Origin of the sequence: Bacillus sp. SIMBA_026, assembly GCF_046535335.1 — a bacterium.
Lineage (GTDB): Bacteria > Bacillota > Bacilli > Bacillales > Bacillaceae > Bacillus > Bacillus velezensis.
This window is the reverse complement of record NZ_JAWRWX010000006.1, coordinates 18,040-39,126: the sequence shown is the minus strand read 5'-3', so window position 1 is coordinate 39,126 and position 21,087 is coordinate 18,040. Positions and strand designations below refer to the sequence as shown.

20 protein-coding genes are annotated in these 21,087 nt (G+C 47.9%); 8 read left to right on the top strand and 12 right to left on the bottom strand.

Features of this window, described 5'->3' with window-relative positions; all coding sequences use genetic code 11:
* Genes SB847_RS19455 through SB847_RS19445 form a run of 3 tightly spaced genes read right to left on the bottom strand, consistent with a single transcriptional unit; the run spans position 1 to position 965 of the window.
* The gene (locus SB847_RS19455) at positions 1–432 is read right to left on the bottom strand and encodes an Hsp20/alpha crystallin family protein (RefSeq protein WP_003155596.1); all 432 of its coding nucleotides are present in this window, start codon (positions 430–432) and stop codon (positions 1–3) included.
* Between the two features lie 15 nt (positions 433–447).
* Positions 448–690 carry a spore germination protein gene (locus tag SB847_RS19450; RefSeq protein ID WP_003155595.1) on the bottom strand — a complete coding sequence of 81 codons (243 nt, stop codon included), beginning with the start codon at positions 688–690 and terminating at the stop codon, positions 448–450.
* A gap of 14 nt (positions 691–704) precedes the next feature.
* On the bottom strand, positions 705–965 hold the full coding sequence (locus tag SB847_RS19445; protein WP_007408496.1) for a spore germination protein: 261 nt from the start codon (positions 963–965) through the stop codon (positions 705–707).
* Between the two features lie 270 nt (positions 966–1,235).
* Between SB847_RS19445 and treP the strand changes: the two genes are divergently transcribed.
* The 4 genes from treP to SB847_RS19425 all read left to right on the top strand — a co-directional run bounded on the left by treP (position 1,236) and on the right by SB847_RS19425 (position 5,949).
* The gene (treP, locus tag SB847_RS19440) at positions 1,236–2,651 is read left to right on the top strand and encodes a PTS system trehalose-specific EIIBC component (RefSeq protein ID WP_410564845.1); all 1,416 of its coding nucleotides are present in this window, start codon (positions 1,236–1,238) and stop codon (positions 2,649–2,651) included.
* A gap of 75 nt (positions 2,652–2,726) precedes the next feature.
* Positions 2,727–4,412, top strand: a complete 1,686-nt coding sequence (gene treC, locus SB847_RS19435) for an alpha,alpha-phosphotrehalase (RefSeq protein WP_410564843.1) — start codon at positions 2,727–2,729, stop codon at positions 4,410–4,412.
* A gap of 21 nt (positions 4,413–4,433) precedes the next feature.
* Positions 4,434–5,150 carry a trehalose operon repressor gene (gene treR / locus SB847_RS19430; RefSeq protein ID WP_410564841.1) on the top strand — a complete coding sequence of 239 codons (717 nt, stop codon included), beginning with the start codon at positions 4,434–4,436 and terminating at the stop codon, positions 5,148–5,150.
* A gap of 133 nt (positions 5,151–5,283) precedes the next feature.
* Positions 5,284–5,949, top strand: a complete 666-nt coding sequence (locus tag SB847_RS19425) for an NAD(P)H-dependent oxidoreductase (RefSeq protein ID WP_029974056.1) — start codon at positions 5,284–5,286, stop codon at positions 5,947–5,949.
* A 35-nt stretch (positions 5,950–5,984) separates the two neighbouring features.
* Here the strand turns inward: SB847_RS19425 and SB847_RS19420 are convergent, their stop codons facing one another.
* From SB847_RS19420 to SB847_RS19410, 3 genes are all read right to left on the bottom strand, one after another.
* Complete coding sequence (locus tag SB847_RS19420) at positions 5,985–6,746, bottom strand: YibE/F family protein (RefSeq protein ID WP_021493875.1); 762 nt, start codon at positions 6,744–6,746, stop codon at positions 5,985–5,987.
* Positions 6,743–7,882, bottom strand: a complete 1,140-nt coding sequence (locus tag SB847_RS19415; protein ID WP_410564839.1) for a YibE/F family protein — start codon at positions 7,880–7,882, stop codon at positions 6,743–6,745. Before SB847_RS19415 ends, SB847_RS19420 begins: the two co-directional genes overlap by 4 nt.
* 209 nt (positions 7,883–8,091) lie before the next feature.
* A complete protein-coding gene (locus tag SB847_RS19410) occupies positions 8,092–12,384 on the bottom strand; it encodes a multifunctional 2',3'-cyclic-nucleotide 2'-phosphodiesterase/3'-nucleotidase/5'-nucleotidase (RefSeq protein WP_410564837.1) in 4,293 nt (1,430 codons plus the stop codon).
* A 220-nt stretch (positions 12,385–12,604) separates the two neighbouring features.
* Between SB847_RS19410 and SB847_RS19405 the strand changes: the two genes are divergently transcribed.
* Positions 12,605–13,120, top strand: coding sequence for a type 1 glutamine amidotransferase domain-containing protein (locus tag SB847_RS19405; protein ID WP_003155578.1), 516 nt, complete (start codon positions 12,605–12,607; stop codon positions 13,118–13,120).
* A gap of 20 nt (positions 13,121–13,140) precedes the next feature.
* Here the strand turns inward: SB847_RS19405 and SB847_RS19400 are convergent, their stop codons facing one another.
* The 5 genes from SB847_RS19400 to SB847_RS19380 form a co-directional block, all read right to left on the bottom strand.
* Positions 13,141–14,172, bottom strand: a complete 1,032-nt coding sequence (locus tag SB847_RS19400; RefSeq protein WP_326151107.1) for a LacI family DNA-binding transcriptional regulator — start codon at positions 14,170–14,172, stop codon at positions 13,141–13,143.
* Between the two features lie 136 nt (positions 14,173–14,308).
* On the bottom strand, positions 14,309–15,193 hold the full coding sequence (locus tag SB847_RS19395) for a shikimate dehydrogenase (RefSeq protein ID WP_032872314.1): 885 nt from the start codon (positions 15,191–15,193) through the stop codon (positions 14,309–14,311).
* Positions 15,194–15,258: 65 nt separating this feature from the next.
* The gene (gene aroD / locus SB847_RS19390; protein ID WP_410564833.1) at positions 15,259–16,020 is read right to left on the bottom strand and encodes a type I 3-dehydroquinate dehydratase; all 762 of its coding nucleotides are present in this window, start codon (positions 16,018–16,020) and stop codon (positions 15,259–15,261) included.
* Positions 16,021–16,046: 26 nt separating this feature from the next.
* A complete protein-coding gene (locus tag SB847_RS19385) occupies positions 16,047–17,240 on the bottom strand; it encodes an MFS transporter (protein ID WP_326151105.1) in 1,194 nt (397 codons plus the stop codon).
* A 335-nt stretch (positions 17,241–17,575) separates the two neighbouring features.
* Positions 17,576–17,791: a DUF1128 domain-containing protein gene (locus tag SB847_RS19380; protein WP_003155571.1), complete on the bottom strand. Its 216-nt coding sequence runs from the start codon at positions 17,789–17,791 to the stop codon at positions 17,576–17,578.
* Between the two features lie 155 nt (positions 17,792–17,946).
* Between SB847_RS19380 and SB847_RS19375 the strand changes: the two genes are divergently transcribed.
* From SB847_RS19375 to SB847_RS19365, 3 genes are read left to right on the top strand one after another with little or no spacing between them, the layout of a single operon-like run.
* Complete coding sequence (locus SB847_RS19375; protein WP_012117078.1) at positions 17,947–18,420, top strand: low molecular weight protein-tyrosine-phosphatase; 474 nt, start codon at positions 17,947–17,949, stop codon at positions 18,418–18,420.
* A gap of 13 nt (positions 18,421–18,433) precedes the next feature.
* Complete coding sequence (locus SB847_RS19370) at positions 18,434–18,760, top strand: hypothetical protein (protein ID WP_410564830.1); 327 nt, start codon at positions 18,434–18,436, stop codon at positions 18,758–18,760.
* An 11-nt stretch (positions 18,761–18,771) separates the two neighbouring features.
* Positions 18,772–19,611: a YihY family inner membrane protein gene (locus tag SB847_RS19365; RefSeq protein WP_032872320.1), complete on the top strand. Its 840-nt coding sequence runs from the start codon at positions 18,772–18,774 to the stop codon at positions 19,609–19,611.
* 185 nt (positions 19,612–19,796) lie between these two features.
* Here the strand turns inward: SB847_RS19365 and SB847_RS19360 are convergent, their stop codons facing one another.
* Positions 19,797–20,984, bottom strand: coding sequence for an MFS transporter (locus SB847_RS19360; RefSeq protein WP_486304250.1), 1,188 nt, complete (start codon positions 20,982–20,984; stop codon positions 19,797–19,799).
* Between the last annotated feature and the right edge of the window lie 103 nt (positions 20,985–21,087).

Here is a 21,087-nt window from a genome sequence, read left to right as displayed (position 1 = left end):
TTAGATTTTTTTCTGAAAAGGAATGTGCTCCATAAGGCGCGGGTAGGAAATGTGGAGCAGGCCGTTTACGCACTGCGCCTGTAACAGGTGGGGCTCAGCCGGTTCAGGAAGCTCAATCGTCTCATCGATTTCCCCGTAATACCGGTTTTGGCAGACGCCCATGTTCTTTGGAAAAAGGGGTGTGATGTTTCCTCTTATATGCAGCCGTGTTCTTGACAGCAGCCTCAATGTCAATTCTTCTTCGTAAACGCCGGGCATTTCCACAATGACAAATGTGTGCTGTTCATCCTGATAAATATCATAAGTCAGGGTGTTTTTTTGTAAGGAGAAAAAATCTTCGGGAGATTTCCGTTTCAGGACATTGGTCCAAAAGTCGCTGGGCTTGTGCTCGTTCGTAATCTCAAGCCACTTTCTCATTTTTTCGATATCCACTTCGGCAGAACCTCCCTATATTTGATTTGCGATCGGCATTGACGGGTTGGCGATCTGATCCTGATCGCTCACGTCAGGGTCAAGATGGCCCGAATTCAAACATCCGGCGGCCGGCGAAAAATCCCCTAAAGAAAAGTTCGCGCCGACAAATTTGCTGTTGGCGGTGTGGCTGTTTTGTACGGTCTGACCGATATCGACGTTTCCGTTTTGCGTTGCTCCGTTTACTTTTATATTGACGACGTTAATTTGGTAAGGCATTCATAAAAACCCCTTTAATCTATAATGGGCGGCACCGGCGTAATATTTGCGGTATCTGCGGTTCCGATGGCTGTCTGGTCGTTGACATCAGGATCATTTAACAAGTTCTCCATCATCGATTCTATAGGTGACGTATCGCCGAATGAAGAGTTCAGTCCTTGTGATTTGTTATTTGTGGTGGGACTGTTGTATGCCGCTTCCCCAATCGTAATAGATCCGTTGCCAGAAATACTGTTAATCTTCAAATAGTACAGGTTGATAACAGTGGATGGCATCTCTTCACACCTCTTTAACTTAGTTGTACAGTACTGTATGCTTTTTGTGCTCCTGTTGTGAATTCCGCCCGGACATGTTCCCGATAAAACAAGAAGTCAAGGCCCGGTTCCGGCGGGGCTTTTTTTGTTTCAGGGTCTTTCGCAGTATATTTGTGATGAAAGCGCTATAAAAATAGATTGACGACATGTTTATACATCATTACAATAGAGTCATAAACATGTATATACAAGTTTGTGAGACAAAATGAAAACGGTTACGGAGGGGTTGGCATGGGTGAGTTTAACCGGGCTGCGCGGCAGATCGCTGAAGCTGTCGGCGGAATCGAAAATATTGAGGCGGCGACTCATTGTGTGACGCGTTTGCGGTTTGCATTAATAGATGAAACCAAAGTAAACCAAAAAATGCTTGATGCAATAGACATTGTCAAAGGATCTTTTGCGGTAAACGGGCAGTTTCAAGTCGTGATCGGGCAGGGGACGGTCAACAAAGTATATGCTGAATTAGTGAAGGAAACGGGGATGGGTGAAGCGTCCAAGGATGACGTGAAGAAGGCGGCGGCGCAAAACATGAATCCTTTACAGCTTGCTGTGAAAACGCTTGCAGACATCTTTATTCCGATCTTGCCGGCGATCGTCACGGCCGGACTTTTAATGGGTCTGAACAATATCTTAACGGCGGAAGGCATTTTCTACAGCGCCAAATCGATTGTCCAAGTGTATCCGCAATGGGCGGATCTCGCCAATATGATTAATCTGATCGCGGGGACGGCTTTCGCTTTTCTGCCGGCTTTAATCGGCTGGTCGGCAGTGAAGCGGTTCGGAGGAAGCCCGCTTTTAGGCATCGTGCTCGGGCTGATGCTGGTGCATCCTGATCTGTTAAACGCATGGGGCTACGGGGCTGCCGAGCAGAGCGGCGATATTCCGGTGTGGAACCTGTTCGGCCTTGAGGTGCAGAAAGTCGGGTATCAAGGTCAGGTGCTCCCGATTCTGCTGGCGTCTTATTTACTTGCCAGGCTTGAGCTCTTTTTGACGAAACGGACGCCGGAGGGCATTCAGCTGTTGGTCGTCGCGCCGGTGACGCTTTTGGTCATCGGTTTTCTATCCTTTGTCATCATCGGTCCGATCACCTTTGCGATCGGTAACGCGCTGACGGCGGGATTGATTGCCGTTTTCGGCCAATTCTCCGCCATCGGAGGCCTGCTGTACGGAGGGCTGTATTCGGCGCTTGTGATTACGGGGATGCACCATACGTTTCTTGCAGTCGATCTTCAATTAATCGGCTCAAAGCTCGGCGGCACATTTTTATGGCCGATGCTCGCATTGTCAAATATCGCTCAAGGATCGGCGGCTTTGGCCATGATGCTGATTACAAAAGATAAAAAACAGCGGGGGCTTTCACTGACGGCCGGCATTTCCGCATATTTGGGCATTACCGAACCGGCGATTTTCGGCGTGAATCTGCGTTACAAATTTCCGTTTGTGATCGCCATGATCAGCTCGGGAATCGCGGGGATGTTCATCTCCGTCAAAGGCGTTCTCGCAAGCTCGGTCGGAGTCGGCGGCGTGCCGGGGATCTTCTCCATTATGAGTCAGCACTGGGGTCCGTTTGCGATCGGAATGCTGATCGTGCTGATTCTCCCGTTTGCGGGAACATACGGGTATGCGCGGCTGAAACGGCAAAAATAGAAAACCTGCGGGGCGCCTTCTATCAGGCTGTCCCTTTTCCCTTTCAATTCAAAACATTACAGGCGGTGAAGAAAAATGAAAACAGACAGCACACCATGGTGGAAAAAGGCAGCGGTATATCAAATTTATCCGAAGAGCTTTAATGATACGACGGGAAACGGGATCGGTGATCTGAACGGCATTATCGAGAAGCTTGATTATTTGCAGAAGCTTTTGATTGATGTCATTTGGCTTACGCCGATTTACGATTCGCCGCAGAATGACAACGGTTATGACATTCGCGATTACTGCACCATTTATGAAGAATACGGAACGATGGAGGATTTTGAACGCCTTCTCGATGAAGCGCACAAAAGAGGAATCAAGGTCGTCATGGATCTTGTCGTAAACCATACATCAGTCGAGCATCGGTGGTTCAAAGAAGCGGTCTCGTCACCCGACAGTCCGTATCGGGATTTTTACATTTGGAAAGACGGAAAGGAAGACGGCCGGGCGCCGAACAACTGGGAATCAAAATTCGGCGGTTCCGCTTGGGAGCTCGACCCGGCGTCAGGCCAGCACTATCTGCATTTATTTGATGTGTCGCAGGCCGATTTGAACTGGGAAAATGAAGAGATGAGAAAAAAGGTCTACGACATGATGCATTTTTGGTTCCGGAAAGGGATCGACGGCTTCCGGCTGGATGTGATCAATCTCATTTCTAAAGACCAATCGTTTCCTGATGCCGAGGATGGGCGTGACGGGCGCCCTTATTATACGGACGGGCCGCGCGTGCACGAATTTCTTCATGAGATGAACCGGGAAGTGTTTTCGAAATATGACAGCATGACGGTCGGGGAAATGTCCTCGACAACGGCTGACCACTGCATCCGGTACACAAACCCTGAGAATAAAGAACTCGATATGACTTTTAACTTTCATCATTTAAAAGTGGATTATCCGAATGGTGAAAAATGGGCGCTCGCTCCGTTTGATTTTCTGAAGCTGAAACGGATTTTAGCGTTTTGGCAGACGGAGATGCAAAAAGGCGGAGGCTGGAACGCATTATTCTGGTGCAACCATGACCAGCCGCGGGCCGTATCCAGATACGGAGACGACGGCGTGTACCGGATGAAATCAGCCAAAATGCTGGCGGCGGCCATTCATATGATGCAGGGCACGCCTTACATTTATCAAGGTGAGGAGATCGGCATGGGCAATCCGAAGTTCGATGACATCGGCTCATACCGCGATGTCGAATCATTGAACATGTACAAAAAGATGAAGGAAGAGGGCGTGCCCGAAAAAGATATTATTGCCATTTTAAAAGAGAAATCAAGAGACAATGCAAGAACCCCCATTCAGTGGAACAGCGGGCCGCACGGCGGTTTCACGACGGGCACGCCTTGGATTCCGTCGGCGGATGATTATCGGGACATTAACGCGGAAGCGGCTTTGCGGGACCCGGATTCAATTTTCTACCATTATCAGAAGCTCATCAAGCTCAGAAAGGAATATGACATCGTGACTGAAGGAACGTTTGAGCTGCTCGCTGAAGACGATCCGGCAGTTCTGGCGTACGTCAGACACGGCAAGGATGAAAAACTGCTGTGCATCAACAATTTCTACGGGAAAGAAGCGGACTTTACGGTTCCGCTTAAAGACACGGACGGCTGGCGGTTTACGGTGCTGCTGACGAATGATGAACCGAGGGAAGGGCGGCCGGAACGATTGACGCTCCGTCCGTATGAATCGATCGTTTATCATCTGACAAAAGCGTGATACACTAATCTGGGTGGTCAAATGAAAGTGAATAAATACATCACAATCTATAAAGATATGGTGCGGCAGATCGAAAGCGGCCAGCGGAAGGCTGAAGACGTTCTTCCGTCTGAAAATGATTTGTGCGATCAATACGGCACATCACGAGAAACCGTCCGCAAAGCGCTCAATATGCTGGCGCAAAACGGCTACATCCAGAAAATCAAAGGCAAAGGCTCCGTCATATTAGACAGAGAAAAAATGCGTTTTCCCGTCTCAGGCCTGATCAGCTTCAAAGAGCTTTCGGAAACGCTTGGAAAAGAGACGAGAACGACGGTTCACCGTCTCGGGCTGATCCTGCCTCCCTCAGAAGCTGCAAAAGAGCTTGGTACAGAAGCGGATGAAAAGGTGTGGGAAGTCATCAGATCAAGACGGATTGACGGAGAACATATTATTTTGGACAAGGATTACTTTGTGAAAAAACACGTGCCTCTATTGACGAAGGCGATTTGTGAAGATTCGATCTATGAGTATCTCGAAGGAGAGCTCGGCTTGTCCATCAGCTACGCGCAAAAGGAAATTGTCGTGGAGCCGGCGGGGGAAGAGGACCGGAAGTATTTGGATCTCGGCGGATTCAGCCATATGGCGGTCGTGAAAAACCGCGTCTTTTTGGAGGATACCAGCCTCTTTCAGTACACGGAAAGCCGGCACAGGCTCGATAAATTCCGTTTCGTCGACTTTGCGAGAAGAGAAAAATAAAAACGGACTGCCGCGGCAGCCCGTTTTTTTTGTCAGTATCAAAATGAATACTATCCAACAAAAATGTGCGTACTGGTACTTTCAAAAATAATGGCTACAATAGTACATAACGATTGAAAAGGAGAGATCATGAATGTCAGATAAAAAACAGCAGATCATCGAAGCGTATCAATTCAGACACGCCACAAAGGAATTTGATCCTGAGAAAAAAATTTCAGAAAGCGATTTTGAATTCATTTTAGAAACGGGAAGATTATCGCCAAGCTCACTCGGTTTGGAGCCTTGGAAATTTGTCGTCGTTCAAAATCCGGAGCTTCGTGAAAAACTCCGCGAGTTCACATGGGGCGCGCAAAAGCAGCTGCCGACCGCAAGCCATTTCGTACTTCTGCTTGCCCGGACGGCAAAGGATATCCGTTTTGACGCCGACTATGTCAAAAACCACCTGCGGGAAGTCAAAAAAATGCCGGAAGATATGTATGAAGGCTATATCAGCAAAACGGAAGACTTCCAGAAAAATGATTTCAATCTGCTTGAATCAGATCGCGCACTGTTTGACTGGGCATCCAAACAGACTTACATCGCCCTCGGCAATATGATGACAGCCGCTGCGCAGATCGGAATCGATTCCTGCCCTGTAGAAGGCTTCAACTACAAAGAAATTCACCGGATTCTTGAAGAAGAAGGGCTTCTGGAAAACGGAAGTTTCGACATCTCTGTCATGGCCGCATTCGGCTACCGTGTCAGAGATCCGCGCCCCAAAACAAGATCTGCCTCAAAAGACGTTGTAAAGTGGGTATAAGATAAAAAAAGCTGCCGGGCGTGTCCCGGCAGCTTTTAACGTTTATTTGGTTTTGCTAAAAAACAGGCGGTGATCCAGGACGTAACGGGAATGATGATGCCGATCCCGATTCCGGCACAAAGAATGGTGACGGCTTCCGCACTGAATACTTTTGAGTTCACTATTTTTTCAGCTGAGTATGATAAGTCTTTAAACCAGATAATTAAAGCCAAATAGCTGCCGAAAAAAGCAAAGAATAACGTATTCGTATTCGTTCCTAAAATATCTCTCCCGATGCTTAATCCGAATGTGTACAGATCTTTTCTGCTCATGGACGGATTATGACTGTAAATTTCCCGCATGGGTGAAGTAATGGAAATCGCGACATCTGTAATCGCCCCTATCGTACCCATGATGATCATGGCTGCGGTAACCTTCACAAAATCCACCCCGACAAACAGTGTGAATATGCCGATATCACCCAATTCTTCTTCACCGAATCCCTGAATCGAAGTATGTTTTGTTACAGACATAATAAAAAACAGCAGCAATGCAATCGTCAGCATTGCAGAAATAAAGGCCGTTACGGTTTTGACGTTTCCTCCATTAATATAAAAAAGAGTAATGCTGCAGATCACGGCGGAAGAGAGCAATGTTAAAACAATCGGATTGATATGCGGGTCTGTCATGAAAATGATGGTGAGAAAGAGAACGCCGAAATTTAAGAATAACGCAATAAAAGACCTCGCTCCTTTTTTTCCGCCGATGATGACCATCAATAGAAATAAAATCGCCGCGAGAATTACGATGACATTCATGAGCTTGCCTTCTTTCGTTTAATAAAAAAGATAGAAGCATACAGACTGGCGGGTATGGCTAATACGATTCCGATCCCTCCGGCCAATGCTCTGGCTATTTCCAAGGAAATGTTCATAGAAAGAGTGAATCCTATCGGGGAATCATTTTTCAAATACAAAAGCATCATCGGAATAGAGCCGCTTATATAAGCAAAAAACAGAATATTGGTCATCGCCCCCATGATGTCTTTTCCGATCTCCATCCCGGAACGTCTGAGAGCTTGTAATGAGATACCCTTGTTTTCTTCATATAATCCGAAGACAGATGACGTCATGGTAATGGCTACATCCATGACCGCTCCCAGTGAGCCGATAAATACCCCGGCCATAAACACCGTGTGATAAGGGCGGGTTAAATACTGCATTTCCTCATATCTGAGGCCTTTCTCTCCGGTTGCCAGCATCACCAGATACGTAATCAGCAGGGAAACGAAAGTGCCTGCGAGCGTCGCGGCAATGGCGGCGTATGTTTTCGCGTGAAAACCGCTGACAAGCAGCAATGAGATGACAGTAAAAATGAGAATACAGATACCGCAGATGAAAATTAACCCTATATTAGGATGCTTCCTGTACAAATCTAATGCAAACGACAGTAAAACGGCGTTAAACACCAGGCTGACGATCGAAAAGAAGCCTTGTTTTTTGCCGACGATAAGCAAGGTGAAGATGAAAACCCAAGCGATCAGCAAAAGCTGTTTATCCCGTTTTTTATCTATAATGCTTCCCGATATATCCTTGTTTGATGATTTCCCTTTATCAATAGAAACGAATACTTCATCGCCAATCGAATATTTCTGATCATTCGCTCCGGATGATGAATACTGATTGGACAAATGAATGAGCTGTCCTTTCTGACTGCCGTTTTCAAGTCTGGCAGTGATCGTCTGATTGAAAATCTTATCTTTGTTTTTATGCATGTCCTGTACGTCAGACTGATGTTCCAATGTTGTTTTCGTCACTTTGGCAATCGGCCGCTCATAAAAAGAAGCGTTGTGAGTGACGAAAATGAGCGAGCTGATAAAACAGAGCGCTGTTATCACGTAAAACAGCTTTTTCTTGTAAGACATGCGGTTTCGTTTGTTTCCTGTAATCTTCAAAAAAAGTCCTCCAAACAGGCGGCGCCGTATGAAAGAGAGGCCCTGCCGTGAAGTGTTAAACGATGCGGATGCAGTCTTTCGCGAATAACGGTCATATTTTATCACTCGGCCGTACGGCTGTCGACTCAGAGGGGGACCGAGAGAAAAAGCTCCCCTGAAATCAGATCAGGAGAGCTCTTGGGATGAACCGCCCGATAAAAGCGGTCTTTTTATGCTTCGTTCACTTTTTTTGCTTTTCTTCTTTGATGCAGATACAGTGCCGTTCCGAGCGCGCTGATGAGAAACCCGGCAAGAAGGATGGAATACATCGTCGTGGCCGTATCAGGAAGCAGGCCGCCCGGCGATACTCCGTCCTGTGCAGGGCCGGATGACGGTTTTTGTCCGCTTGGCTGCTTTCCGGAGCCGTGGTCTCCGCTTGTCGGCGGCGCGCTCTTCGTGTTTGCGTTTAATATGGTGTATTCACTGAAATGATTTGTATAACCCGTGACGAGATCGTGTGAAACCGAACCGTTGTCTGTTTTTGTATAGGCGTTCTTTTTCCGGTCTACATGGTAAATGCCCGGCTGTTTCGCCTTTTTCGTATTCTCAATGCGCAGGGTGAGCTTTACCGGCGCTTTGAATGTTTTGATGTCTTTGTTTTTCTGCTTCATTGTAAAGTCGTATACATTTGAAAGCGCCCCGCTTACTTTTCCTTTCGGCGTCACGCCGAATCGTGTATCAGCTGAAGCAGCGTTTGCCATCGGCATTTTCATGCTGAACTTGTCATGCAGGATCGTAAGGGAAGAATCCGATGTTCTGTCCTTTAACAGGCCGATTTGTTTTTTGGTCACGCTGAGATCAATCGGCTTTTTGGCGCCGTCATTCTTATCGTAATACACGATCGGCGTGTTGGCGTTTTTGGCATAGACGGCAAATGCGCTGTCATCTTCAAGCGTCCACGAACCGTTTTTTTGTTTCGTCGGCAGGTACACTTCCTGCGCGCGGCCGTCAACTTTCGGTTCCACCGCTTTTCCCGCTTTTTCAAGCTGCTCGGTGAAGACCTCATAGTCGACAAAGCCAAGGTCTTCTTTATGGGACGCTTTGTTAAAGACGGAATATCCGTCTCCGCCTTCACCGACAAAGTTACTGGTGGCGACTCTGTATGTCTTCTTATCAGAAATCGGCTTTACGCTGCCGTCATCCTGTACGGCCGCAGCTTGAAGAACGCGGTGTCCCGGCTTTTTATTCAGTGTAAACGTGTATGTTAAACCGGCAACTTGAGGGAAGGCGCCGCCTTGAGCCTCAATTCCGCTTAACCCTTGTTCCAAGGCTTGTTTGATCTGTTTGCCGGTTAAATCCGCGACGTAAAGCGTGTTGCCGAACGGCATCACATTCAGCACATCGCCGAGTGTGATATCTCCTTTATCAATGCCCGCGCGGATGCCGCCCCCGTTTGTGATCGCGATTTGGGCGCCGGCTGCTTCCTTCGCTTTTTGCAGCATGCCGTCCGCGATGAAGTTTCCGAGATTGGTTTCTTTGGAGCGGACATGCTCGCGCTGGCCGTCAAGTGCGACCTTCGTTGAGCCGACTTTTTCATTTTTGACTGAGACGAGCTCTTTTTTAAACGGATCAAGCTCTTTTTTCAGATCCGGGTCTTCTTTCGTCTGCTCGTTCACCGGCAGCGCTTGAAGAGAGGATTGTTCCGGCAGAACGACGCCGTTCTTGTCAAATGCGACATCGACACGGCCTAAATATTCGCCGTATTCTTTCGCTTGGGCGACGATGGTCGGCTCTTCGTCTTTAACAATTTCCATTTTATCTACAAGCGTATGCGTATGTCCGCCGACGATTAAGTCGATGCCTTTTACTTTTTTGGCAAGATCGAGATCACGCTGATGCCCGATATGGGTCAGGGCGATAATTTTATTGACATGTTCCTTGTTCTGTATTTCTTTTACCGTATCTTGTGCGGATTGGAAGGCATCATGAAAGACAATGCTTTTTCCCGGGCTTGATGTGACGGACGTATCTTCTGTCGTTAAGCCGAATACGGCGACTTTTTCTCCGTTTACATCAAGCAGAATGTATGGATAGATGCCTGCTTTTTTCTTTTTCCCTGCCGTAAATGTGTCTGCTTTTTTCATGAATGGTCTGAGTTTTGACTCTTTGGAAACATCGACATTTGAGCTGACGAGCGGAAAGTCAGGTGCTTGAAAATTGTATTTCCCGGACGGGTCAGACGCGCTCCCGTTACCGCTCAAGAAGCTGGCGAGAGCACCCGGACCTTTATCAAACTCATGATTTCCGAAGGTCATTGCGTCGTAGCCCATGCTGTTCATCAATTTTAAATCAGCCAGCCCCTGCCACTTTGTGAAATAGAGATCGCCTGAGAAAACGTCTCCCGCATCCAGTAAAATGCTGCGGTCGGTTTCGCTTCTGATTTCTTTGATTTTCGTCATCCGCCTCGCCGCGTTATCAAGATGGGCGTGCGTGTCGTTTGTATGCATAACGGTGAGTTTCCATGCATCATCTTTCGGCGGATCTGTGCCCGGTTCATCATCTTTGAATTGGAGCTTGTACTGTCCGTAGCCCGCGTTTTGTGATTCACCGATATAGGCGACGTCATCTGCGCGGTCGGCAAACGGCTTTGCGGCCAAGGAAGATTCAAATGTCAGGTTTGTCCCTTTGACCGGAAGGATGGACCAGTTATGATCAGCCTGCGGATTAATCGTTTTCTGCTGGATGATGTAATCCATTAAGACCTGCCTGTTCTCATCGGCAGAAGAGTATACGATTTTATCATTGCTTAAGTGAGGGAATCCTCCGCCGCCTGAAGCGCGGTAATTATTTGTGACGATCAGAAATTCCTGCTTGGCGCTGACGGGCTTTCCTTGATAAGAAAGGTTGACGATCCGGCTTGCATCGGGATGAATGACTGTTCCGTTTGCGTTGTATTTCGCCGGTTTTGTGACATCGACCTGATAGGTGACACCGTCAATGACATCAAAATTGTATGAGCGGTAGGCGTCATTTAAAAGCGCTTGGCTGCCGCCTTTAGCCTGATCGATCTGATTAAATTGCCCCGCGGACATTTCGAGCCAGTCCTTCACTTCGCTTCCGTTCAGCTTGACAATCTGAACCGTGTTGTCATACAGGTACAAATCGCCGATGTTTTTGATGGCGAGGTCGCCAGCGGAAATGTTTGTATAGTAATTTGAGCCGTTCCGCCCGCCGGCTTTAAACGGGGCGCCCGCCGAGAGGATAGGCAGATCTTTGTATTCCGTATCCTTCATCTTATTTTCGGCGTACCATTTTTGCGCATCCGTTACGATTTGAATGGACGGATCATCTTTGACTTGGGCGAAGAAACTGTTGATATCGGCTTTTGTCTGGCCGACGGGTTCTCTGATGTATTTCAAAGTGCCTTCGTGCGCTTTTTTGACGGTATTGACGACGGTTTCGTTTTCCGACGTCACATTGCCGGCAATCGGCTCGATGCTGCCTTTTGCATCTTCCACATGCCACGCGCTGTCTGTTTTTTCAAGCCGGAGGTCGATGACGCCCGCATATTTGCCCCAGCTGCCTGACATGACAACGGGGATGCCGTTAATCGTGCCTTTATCGACGTCGAATTGATCAGCGCCTTTGTATTCGGCATCAGGGAAAAGCCCGTGCTGATGGCCGGATACGATCGCGTCAATTCCGCTGACTTTCGTTGCCAGGTCAAAAACGGCATTTTCCGCTCCGGAAGACTGCGCTTTTTTTTCGATGCCGCTGTGGGCGAGGGCGATGACGATATCGGCTCCTTCAGCTTTCATTTTCGGAACGGTTTTCTTTGCGGATTCCACAATGTCTTCGACCTGAACGCGGCCTTCGAGATTTTTCTTATCCCACGTCATGATTTGGGGAGGAACAAAGCCGATGTAGCCGACTTTTATCTGATGCTTGCTGCCGTTTTCATCCATGACGGTTTTGTCTTTTATGACATAAGGCGTATAACGGTTTTCGCCGCTTAATGTTTTCACATTGGCATTAACGATCGGATAATCAGCGCCTTTGATTGTCCCGTCCAGAAATTCAAGCCCGTAATTAAATTCATGATTGCCGAGTGTTCCTGCGTCATAATGCAGACTGTTCATCACTTCAATGATCGGATGGGTCTTTGCGCCTGAAATGATATCATTTTTCTCATATTTTACGGCGTATTCTCCGAGGGGATTCCCCTGAATCAGGTCTCCGTTATCGACAAGCAGTGTATTCGGGTTTTCGCGCCTGTGCTTCTCAATAAGCTGAGCCGTTCTGGCCAGCCCGAATTCCGTTGTCGGTTTGTCGCTGTAGTAATCGTAGTCCATCATGTTAGCGTGAACGTCAGTTGTGGCTAAAATGCTGAGATTCACACTGGAGGATTTGTTTTCTTCTGCTTTAATGGGTGATGTTGGGAGGATTAGACTAAGTATCATAACTAGGGGCAGCAGAATACGGAGTGTCATATTGACGCTGCATCGTCTTTTCTGTATTCTCACCTGTTCTCCACCTTTCAACAAATTTTGTCATGCAGTACCATTGTAAGAATATTTTGTGAAAGTTCATATAGATTTCATGATGATTCTTGTAAAAAGATGAAAAATGAGGATAATGACCTATGTAAAACGGATGAGCCGCAAACGCGTTACCTATGTTTGATGTTAGTGTGGCTGGGGTACATAGATTTATGTAGACTTCATCAAGCAGGAGGTAGTAACTATGGGTAAAAAAATTGCAGTTGTATTAACGGATTATTTTGAGGATGTCGAGTATACTGAACCTGCGAAAGCTTTTAAAGATGCAGGTCATGAATTAACCGTAATTGAACAGGAAAAAGGAAAAACAGTCAAAGGCAAACAAGGGGAAGCGGAAGTGAAAGTGGACGCGTCCATCGATGATGTGAATCCGAAAGACTTTGACGCATTGCTGATCCCGGGCGGATTCTCTCCTGACATGCTGCGTGCGGATGACCGTTTCGTCCAATTTGCCAAAGCGTTTATGGATGATAAAAAACCGGTGTTCGCCATCTGCCACGGACCTCAGCTTCTCATCAACGCGAAAGCATTGGACGGGCGCAAAGCGACAGGGTTTACTTCAATCCGAATCGACATGGAAAACGCGGGCGCGAATGTTGTGGATGAAGAAGTTGTCGTCTGTCAGAACCAGCTGGTCACAAGCCGCACACCGGATGACATTCCGGCATTCAACCGCGAATCATTAAAACTGCTTGCGTAATATAAAAGCGGAGCGCCGTATCAGGCGTTCCGCTTTTTTTGTGAAGATTCCCGGATGACCAGCTCAGGCGCCAGAATAATGCGTTGTTTTTTGTGCTGGGAATTGGTGATTTTATGATGCAGCAATTGAGCCGCTTCTTTTCCCGACTGCCGCGGAAAGGAAGAAACGGTTGTAAGCGGGGGATAAGAAATTTCAGCTTCCGGCACGTTATCAAAGCCGACAATGTCAATATCTTCGCCCGGAATGAGCCCGGCTTTTCTGATCCCTTGCATGACGCCGAACGCGACCAAATCACTGAAGCAGAAAATCGCGGTCGGGCGCTCAGACCGGCGGAGGAGCTCCGTCACGGCTTCACAGCCTGCTTCGCGGGTCGGCGCGCTGTCAATGACATAGTCATTTCTTACTTCCAGATCCGCTTCACGGAGCGCTTTTTTAAACCCTTTCATACGTTTCGTCCATGTTGATGAGTGCTTCACGCCGCCCAGAAACGCAATCTCCTGATGGCCTTTCTCAATGAAATGACGCACTGCCTTATAGGTGCCTTCCTCATAATCGGCTCCGACAAAATCACAGTCGGCATCGGCAATCTCCCTGACGGCGAGCACGACCGGAATGTCAAGCTGCTCAAGGCGGGAAAGGGTTTCCTCAGCCGTACCTGAAACCGGACACAAAATCAATCCGCCGACCCTGTGCTCCAGCATGGTCGAGATCAGCTGCTCCTGCTTCGCGACGGAATCAAATGTCGTGCCTAACAGCACCGTTAATCCGACTTCCTCAAGCGTATTCTGAACGCCGATCAGAAACTCTGAGAAAAACGTATTGGAAATGTCAGTAATAATCAAACCTACCGTTGTAGACGTCTGTGATCGTAAATTCGCGGCAACCCGATCATATACGTACCCCAGCTCCCGCATGGATTGCAGCACTTTCTCACGGGTCGCTTCGGAAATTCGCGGATTATTGCGAACGATTAATGAAGCGGTGGATGTTGAGACGCCGGCATGCTCAGCGACCTGCTGCAATGTCACCCGGCGTTTTTTTTGCTGTTTCATACGTCGCATTCCTCACTTGGTTTTTATTCGTTACATCCATTATAAGCGTTTTGGCGGCTGAGAAGAAAGAGAGAGGGGGAGAAAATGATAAAGCGCCGGAAGACGGATTGTCCTTCGGCGCTTCTGTCACAATAGGTTATTCAAACATTTGCTCTTTAATATACTGAACCGGCATTTCACGGCCTGTCCAATATTCAAAGGCCATGGCGCCCTGCCAAAGCATCATGCCGAGGCCGTTAATGGTGTTGCAGCCGGCCGCTTGAGCTTGTTCAAGCAATTTCGACGTCACGGGGTTGTAAACGACGTCTGTCACAATCAAATCAGGACGGAGCATGGATGTATCTTCAATGACGCTCAAGCCTTCAAGCGGTTTCATACCGACACCCGTTCCGTTTGTGAAAATATCGCTTGAAGCGATTTCAGCACGCAGCGCATCTTGATCTTCGAGCGGGAAGACTTTCGCTTTGCAAGAAGATCCCTTCATTTCTTCATTGATGATGCGGACGTTTTCTTCCGCTTTTTCGAAAAACGCGTCATTGCGGGCGAAAATAGAGATTTCTCCGAGGCCTTCCAATGCGGATTGAATCGCTATCGGAGTGGCGGCCCCGCCGGAACCGACCAGCGTCATTTTTTTGCCTGTGATATTGATGCCGTGTTCTTTTAAGTTGCGGACGTATCCCATACCGTCAGTGGAGTGTCCGATCAGTTTGCCATTTTCATTAACGACTGTATTCACCGCGCCGGTGAATTTCGCTGAATCCGCGAGTTCATCGAGGTAAGGGAGAATGTTCATCTTGTTCGGCATCGAGACATTGAATCCTCTGACGTTTAAGGCGCGCATTCCCGTTACCACATCTTCCAGCTGTTCATTGCCGACTTCAAACGCGAGGTAAGCGTAGTTCAATCCTAATTTTTTAAACGCCAGGTTGTGCATCGCCGGAGATAAAGAGTGTCCGATCGGTGTCGCGAATAATCCGATAAGCTGAGTTTTTCCGTTAATCCGTCCTAATTCTTTCTTCATGATGTATTCCTCCGTTAGTCCATTCAATTGTTTTTCATCCCGCTTTGAGGGCAGAAAAACGCTGATTACATATGTTTATTTAAAATGCTGAGTACGCTGCGCAATTCCTCAACGGGAATCTGTCCGGGCGCTGATGCTTCTTTGCCCGCTCCGAACGTGCACGCTGAGCCGAAGACTTCGCCGGCCAGGCGGCTGATCAGGCCTGTCCCCGCCATTGACATTGTGATGATCGGCCGGTCTGCGTATTGTGTTTTCATCGTGTGAGTGGCATCCAATAAGACGAAAACATCTTCAGTGCTTTGCGGCATCACCGCGATTTTCGGAATGTGCGCGCCGTACGCCTGCATGTTCCGCAGCCGGGAAATGATTTCTTCTTTTTTCGGTGTCTGATGAAAATCATGATTGGACATGACGACATATACGCCGTTGTCTTCAGCGGTTTTCACAATTGATTTGACTTCCGCTTCTCCCGTAAACAACTCAACGTCCACAAGGTCAATTTGTTTTGTTTCGATGGCGGCTTTAAGCAATTCAATGTAAAAGCGGTCATCAATAACTTTATTTCCGCCTTCTTTATGAGTTCTGAATGTGAAAAGCAGCGGTGTTGCGCCTGCGGCCTTCCGCAGCTTTTCAAGCATGCCTTTTACGGCGTCCAGGCTGTCAACATGCTCGTACACATCCGCCCGCCACTCAATGATATCCGGGCGAAGCGTGTTGACGGCTTCAATTTCTTCGAGCAGTTCTTTCTCTCCGGCCGCCATCAGCGGCACAATGATCTTCGGAAGCCCTTCGCCGATGACCGTGTTTCTGATCGTGATAGATTGCATGATAAATCCTCTCCCTTAAAAAATAGTCAGGCTTTCATCACTTGCTTAAAGCGGATTCCGATAAACAATGCGAGAAGGGCGCTGACGGCCGCAATTCCGATATCAAGCAGAAAAACAGGCGTCAGGCCGGCCGCTTTGGATATCGCTCCCGTTACAAGCGGAATGACAATAAAAGATAAGCTTGATGCTATATTAACAAAAGATGTGATCGTACCTTTATTTTTAGGGAATAAAACAGCCATAACCGTCATCGCCAATTGCAGAATGCCCGCAGTTGAAAGTCCGATGACAAAGGAGCTGATGACTGATACGGCCGGCTGATGAATGAAAATCAGAGCAAGCAGCGCAATTGCCGCGATCACAGGGTACAGCACCATTACCGTAATCGGCTGAATCACTCTGTTTAACAGCACGGCCAGCAATAATACGGACACAAGCGCACCGATGCTGTAATAGCTCAACAATTTGACGGCCTGCACCTCAGGCATGCCCAAAACGGTTTGCCCGAACTTAGGAAGCCATACTTGAACGAGCATAAACAGCGCCGTTGATGAAAAGCCTAACAGAATGATCGCAAGGCCTTCGCGCCATATCGACGGCTGTGATGTGAACGCGTCATCAGACGGGGAGGCTTCCGTCCGGCCGCCGTCTTCTTTTTGCTTATGATTCGGAAACGGAACTTTTAACAGGAAAAAGCCGTTCAGGAAGAAAATAATGCCCGGTACGAAAAACGTCCAGCCGTAAAACAAATGCCTGTCCGCAATAAACGCGATAAAAAACGGAAGCACCGTCGCGCCGATGGATACAAACGCTTTGATTAACACGGTTGCAGAGCTTGCGTTTTTCGGAAATCCTTCAATAAGCGCCGGATATGTCCCGGAATCCAAAAAGGAATTGGCGATCCCGGCGAAAATGGCGAAGATAAACGCGGCCATATAGTTTGTCGAAAGCGGAATTCCGATTAGGAAAATCAGATACAGAAAGGCGCCCGACACGATAAACGGCCGTCTCCCGAATGTATCCGAAAGCTTCCCGGCAAACAGAAGCGAAATCAGCTTCCCGATCCCGATGGCGGAGACCAAATAGCTGACCCCGGCTGCGGATGTATGAAGCTGTTTTGATAATGCCTCCATATTGGATGCGATAATAATATTGATCATGCCCAGCAGGAAATAGTTAATATAAAGACCCGCTGCCATTTTGGTGTATATGTTTTTCATGATGACATCCCCTAATGCGGTTAATAAAGAATTAAATTATTTTTTAAATTGATAAAAGCGCAGCACCATTCCCCTTTATTGAACCACTGCCTTTCTTTGAAAACTGGTTTGATAAAACGGCTGCAGAGACAAACTTGAATAACGCTGATATCACAACGAGTACATCGTTCTACTAAATAAAAAAAGATAAGCGGCCCGCTCATTTAGTATATCGTTCTACCAAGTTCTCAGTTACTATACTCCTTCTTTTTAAATGTGTCAAACCGATGAATTTTTATTTTTTACTTTTTTAAATCAAAAAAGACCCGCCGTTTTTCGGCAGGTCGGACATGGGTTTATTTTCTGAGAGAGGCGAGCTCCTCGGCAATGGCCTGCATTTCACTCGGGCTGAATGATGCTTTTTTCATGACCATTTGATGGAGGTATGTAAGATCTTCTATTTTTTCATCACTGAAATCTTCCGCTCTGATGACACCGACATTGAGCATGTTGAGCTTTTGCGAAATGTCTTCAATCATTTTGTTTAACGTTTCTGTTTGTTGGCTCGGCAAATTCATGCATCCTTTCATGACCGTTTTCGTATCCTTTATTCTAACAGAATTCATTTAGAATAAAAGCTTATTTCCACAGCCGCAGAAAAGTTGCTAATATGATGATAAGGTTTTTGATCCTCAAAATGCGGGGAAAGAATAGGGAGGTTATTGATATGATACATGTGCTGTTTGTCTGTCTGGGAAATATTTGCCGGTCGCCTATGGCAGAGGCGGTATTTTCTGATATGGTGAAGAAAAACGGGCTGAACGGGCAGATTAACATTGATTCAGCGGGAATCGGCGCCTGGCATGCGGGAAATCCGCCGCATGAAGGGACAAAGGAGATCCTAAAGAAGAAAGGGATCAGCGCAAGCGGCATCACGGCGAGGCAGGTCCGTGAGTCTGATCTGACCGATTTTGATTACGTCATCGCGATGGATGCAGAAAATATCGGACATCTGCGCAGCATGGCCGGTTATAAAAAAGCGGCGCCGCGTATTGCAAGGCTGCTTGATTATGTACCGGAGTCGGACCTTGCGGACGTGCCCGATCCGTATTATACCGGGAACTTCAGCGAGGTGTACGCTTTGGTCGAATCCGGGTGCCGTCATTTGCTGGAGACAATAAAGAAAGACCATCATTTATAAGGGGGATTGACCGATGAAGCAGACACGTATCATGGCAAAAGCGATTCTGATCGGCGCTGCCGCCGGCGGAGCACTGTCCTTATTACATAAGCCGACGAGAGAGGGATGTTTCCGGAACATGGACGCCTGCAGGCGCCGTGCGGCATTTTACCGAAAACATCCTGAAGCCCTGAAACAGCAGGCTTCTGCAAAACTGGTTCAAGTGAAAATCATCGCCAATAACGTATCGGAAGATCTGAGTTTTTTAAACGGGCAGATCACCAAGCTGAAGCAGACGACGCCGCAGGTCATTGACCTGTTAAAAGAAACGAAGGAGCATTTTTCGAAAAACGATCATTGAGGTGGGATGTCATGGGTTTTATAAAAGAGCTGTTTGCAAGGTTTTCTCTGCATGAAGGACAAAGTAAATCGGCGGAGCTGGCGTATTTTTTCCTGCTGTCATTGTTTCCGTTGATGATTTTCATGCTGACGCTCACCGCCTATCTTCCCATATCGGCAGAAGACGTGCTCGGGGCGGTCGATCAATACGCGCCCGACAGCGCCATGTCCATGGTGAAATCCATAACGGAGCAAACGCTGAACAAGCGCAGCGGCGGGCTTTTGTCATTCGGGATTATCGCCGTCATCTGGTCGGCTTCGAATGGTATGAACGCGATTGTCAGAGCATTTAACCATGCCTACGAAGTCGAGGAAAACCGCTCATTTATCATCATTCGCCTGACCTCAATTTTTTTAACCATCGCGATGGTGGTTACGATTTTAATCGCACTGCTTCTGCCGGTGTTCGGCAGAGAAATCGGAATGCTGGCCGCAGATTTCATCGGCGCTTCCGGCCTGTTTTTGCAGGTGTGGTCGGTTGTCCGCTGGGGTATCAGTCCGCTTATCCTGTTAATCGTGTTTACCGCGCTTTACATTTTCGCGCCGAATAAAAGGCTTTCCCTCCGTTTTGTCCTGCCGGGAGCCGTATTTGCGGCAGCCGGGTGGATTATCGTCAGTATGCTGTTCTCATTTTACGTCGGCACCTTTGCCAACTACAGCGCCACATACGGGAGCATCGGGGGAATTATCGTCCTTATGATCTGGTTTTATCTTACGGGAACACTGCTGATTTTAGGAGGAGAAATCAACGCGCTTTTACATAAACGTAAAAAGCTTCCTGATGAAAATCCGTACCGCGGGAGCAAGCTATAGAGGAACGGATGACGTTCAAGCTGAAAAACGGAGGGAATCGGCTATGACCAAGCATACGAAAAAAGGCGGAAGCCATAATAAACAAAACTCAAAAAACGGCCCGAAGAATAAAACAAGCGGAAGCGCTAACGGGCAGAACGGATATCACTAGAAAGAAGCCGCCTGACTTAGATCAGGCGGCTTTTTTATGAGGCCGGAAAAGAATGAGATTCGGATGCGGGACTGTGCTTTGTTTTCCCGAAGACGAGCGCAAGCCAAATACAGACCAGAATCACCGTAATAAAGTAAAACAAATTGGCGCTTTCAAACCGCTGCATATACCAGCCGCCCGCCACCGGGCCGATCATGCTGCCGAGGCTGAAGGAAATGCCGCAGAGCAGATTGCCCGCCGGCAGCAGATGGGACGGCAGCAGGTCGCTCATATAGCTGATGCCGAGAGAAAACATACTGCCGACCGCCATTCCCGCCGTGAAAAAGCAGCAGCCGATGACAGAAGGCGACGGAAACAGTCCGGCCGTCAAAAAGCAAAGGGCACCCGTTAATAAGATGACGAGCAGGACACGTTTTCTCCCGAATCGATCGCTTAATAAACCGAGAGGGAACTGGAATACAATACTTCCGATGGCAAAAGCGGGCAATATCAGCGCGACGGCATCGACGGATATGCCTAAACGCAGGGCGTACACGGGAAAGCTTCCGTTCAGCGCCGTTTCTAAAAAACCGTACCCGAAAGCCGGGAGAAAAGCGACCCAGCCGAAAAGAAGGGCGCGGTAAAACCGTTTTGCGCTGTTGTCCCCGGATGTTTCATCAGGACCTTGCGCCGGGTACTCATTACGTAAGACAAATACAAACAGCCAGGCGGCAAGACTGATACAGCCGGATACGATAAACGGAAGGGACGGACTTGTTTTCACAAGAGGGACCATGAACGGGCCGACAGCGAATCCAAGCCCGAAGGACAGTCCGTACAGCGAAATGTTTCTTCCTCTGTTTCGGGGCGTTGACTTTGACGTCACCCACGTTTGGGTTGAAAAATGCAGCATATGATCCCCGATTCCGATAAAGAGCCGAAGAAAAAACCATAACCATATGGATTGAAGCCAAATAAAACTGAATAAGCTGATGATAACAAGAAATCCGCCCATGACCATCAGAGGTTTGAATCCGAGCTTGCGCAGCGGGGCCTCCATAAACGGCGACGCCAGGAGCACACCGATATAAAGGCCGGTTGCGTGAAGTCCGTTTATAGCGGCTGATTCCCCGTTCGTTTCAAAAATGACGGAGATCACCGGCAGAAGCATGCCTTGGGAAAATCCGGAGATGGAAACAAGCAGAACCAAAATAAAGAAGTACAGTCGTGACATCGCGTAAATCTCCTTCTTCAGTCTCTTTCTTGATCGTACACGGATTTGTCGCGTCCGGCAACCTGAAAATGCCAATTCGGGCTGCCGCGGAAGTGTAATTGAGGGAGTTTTT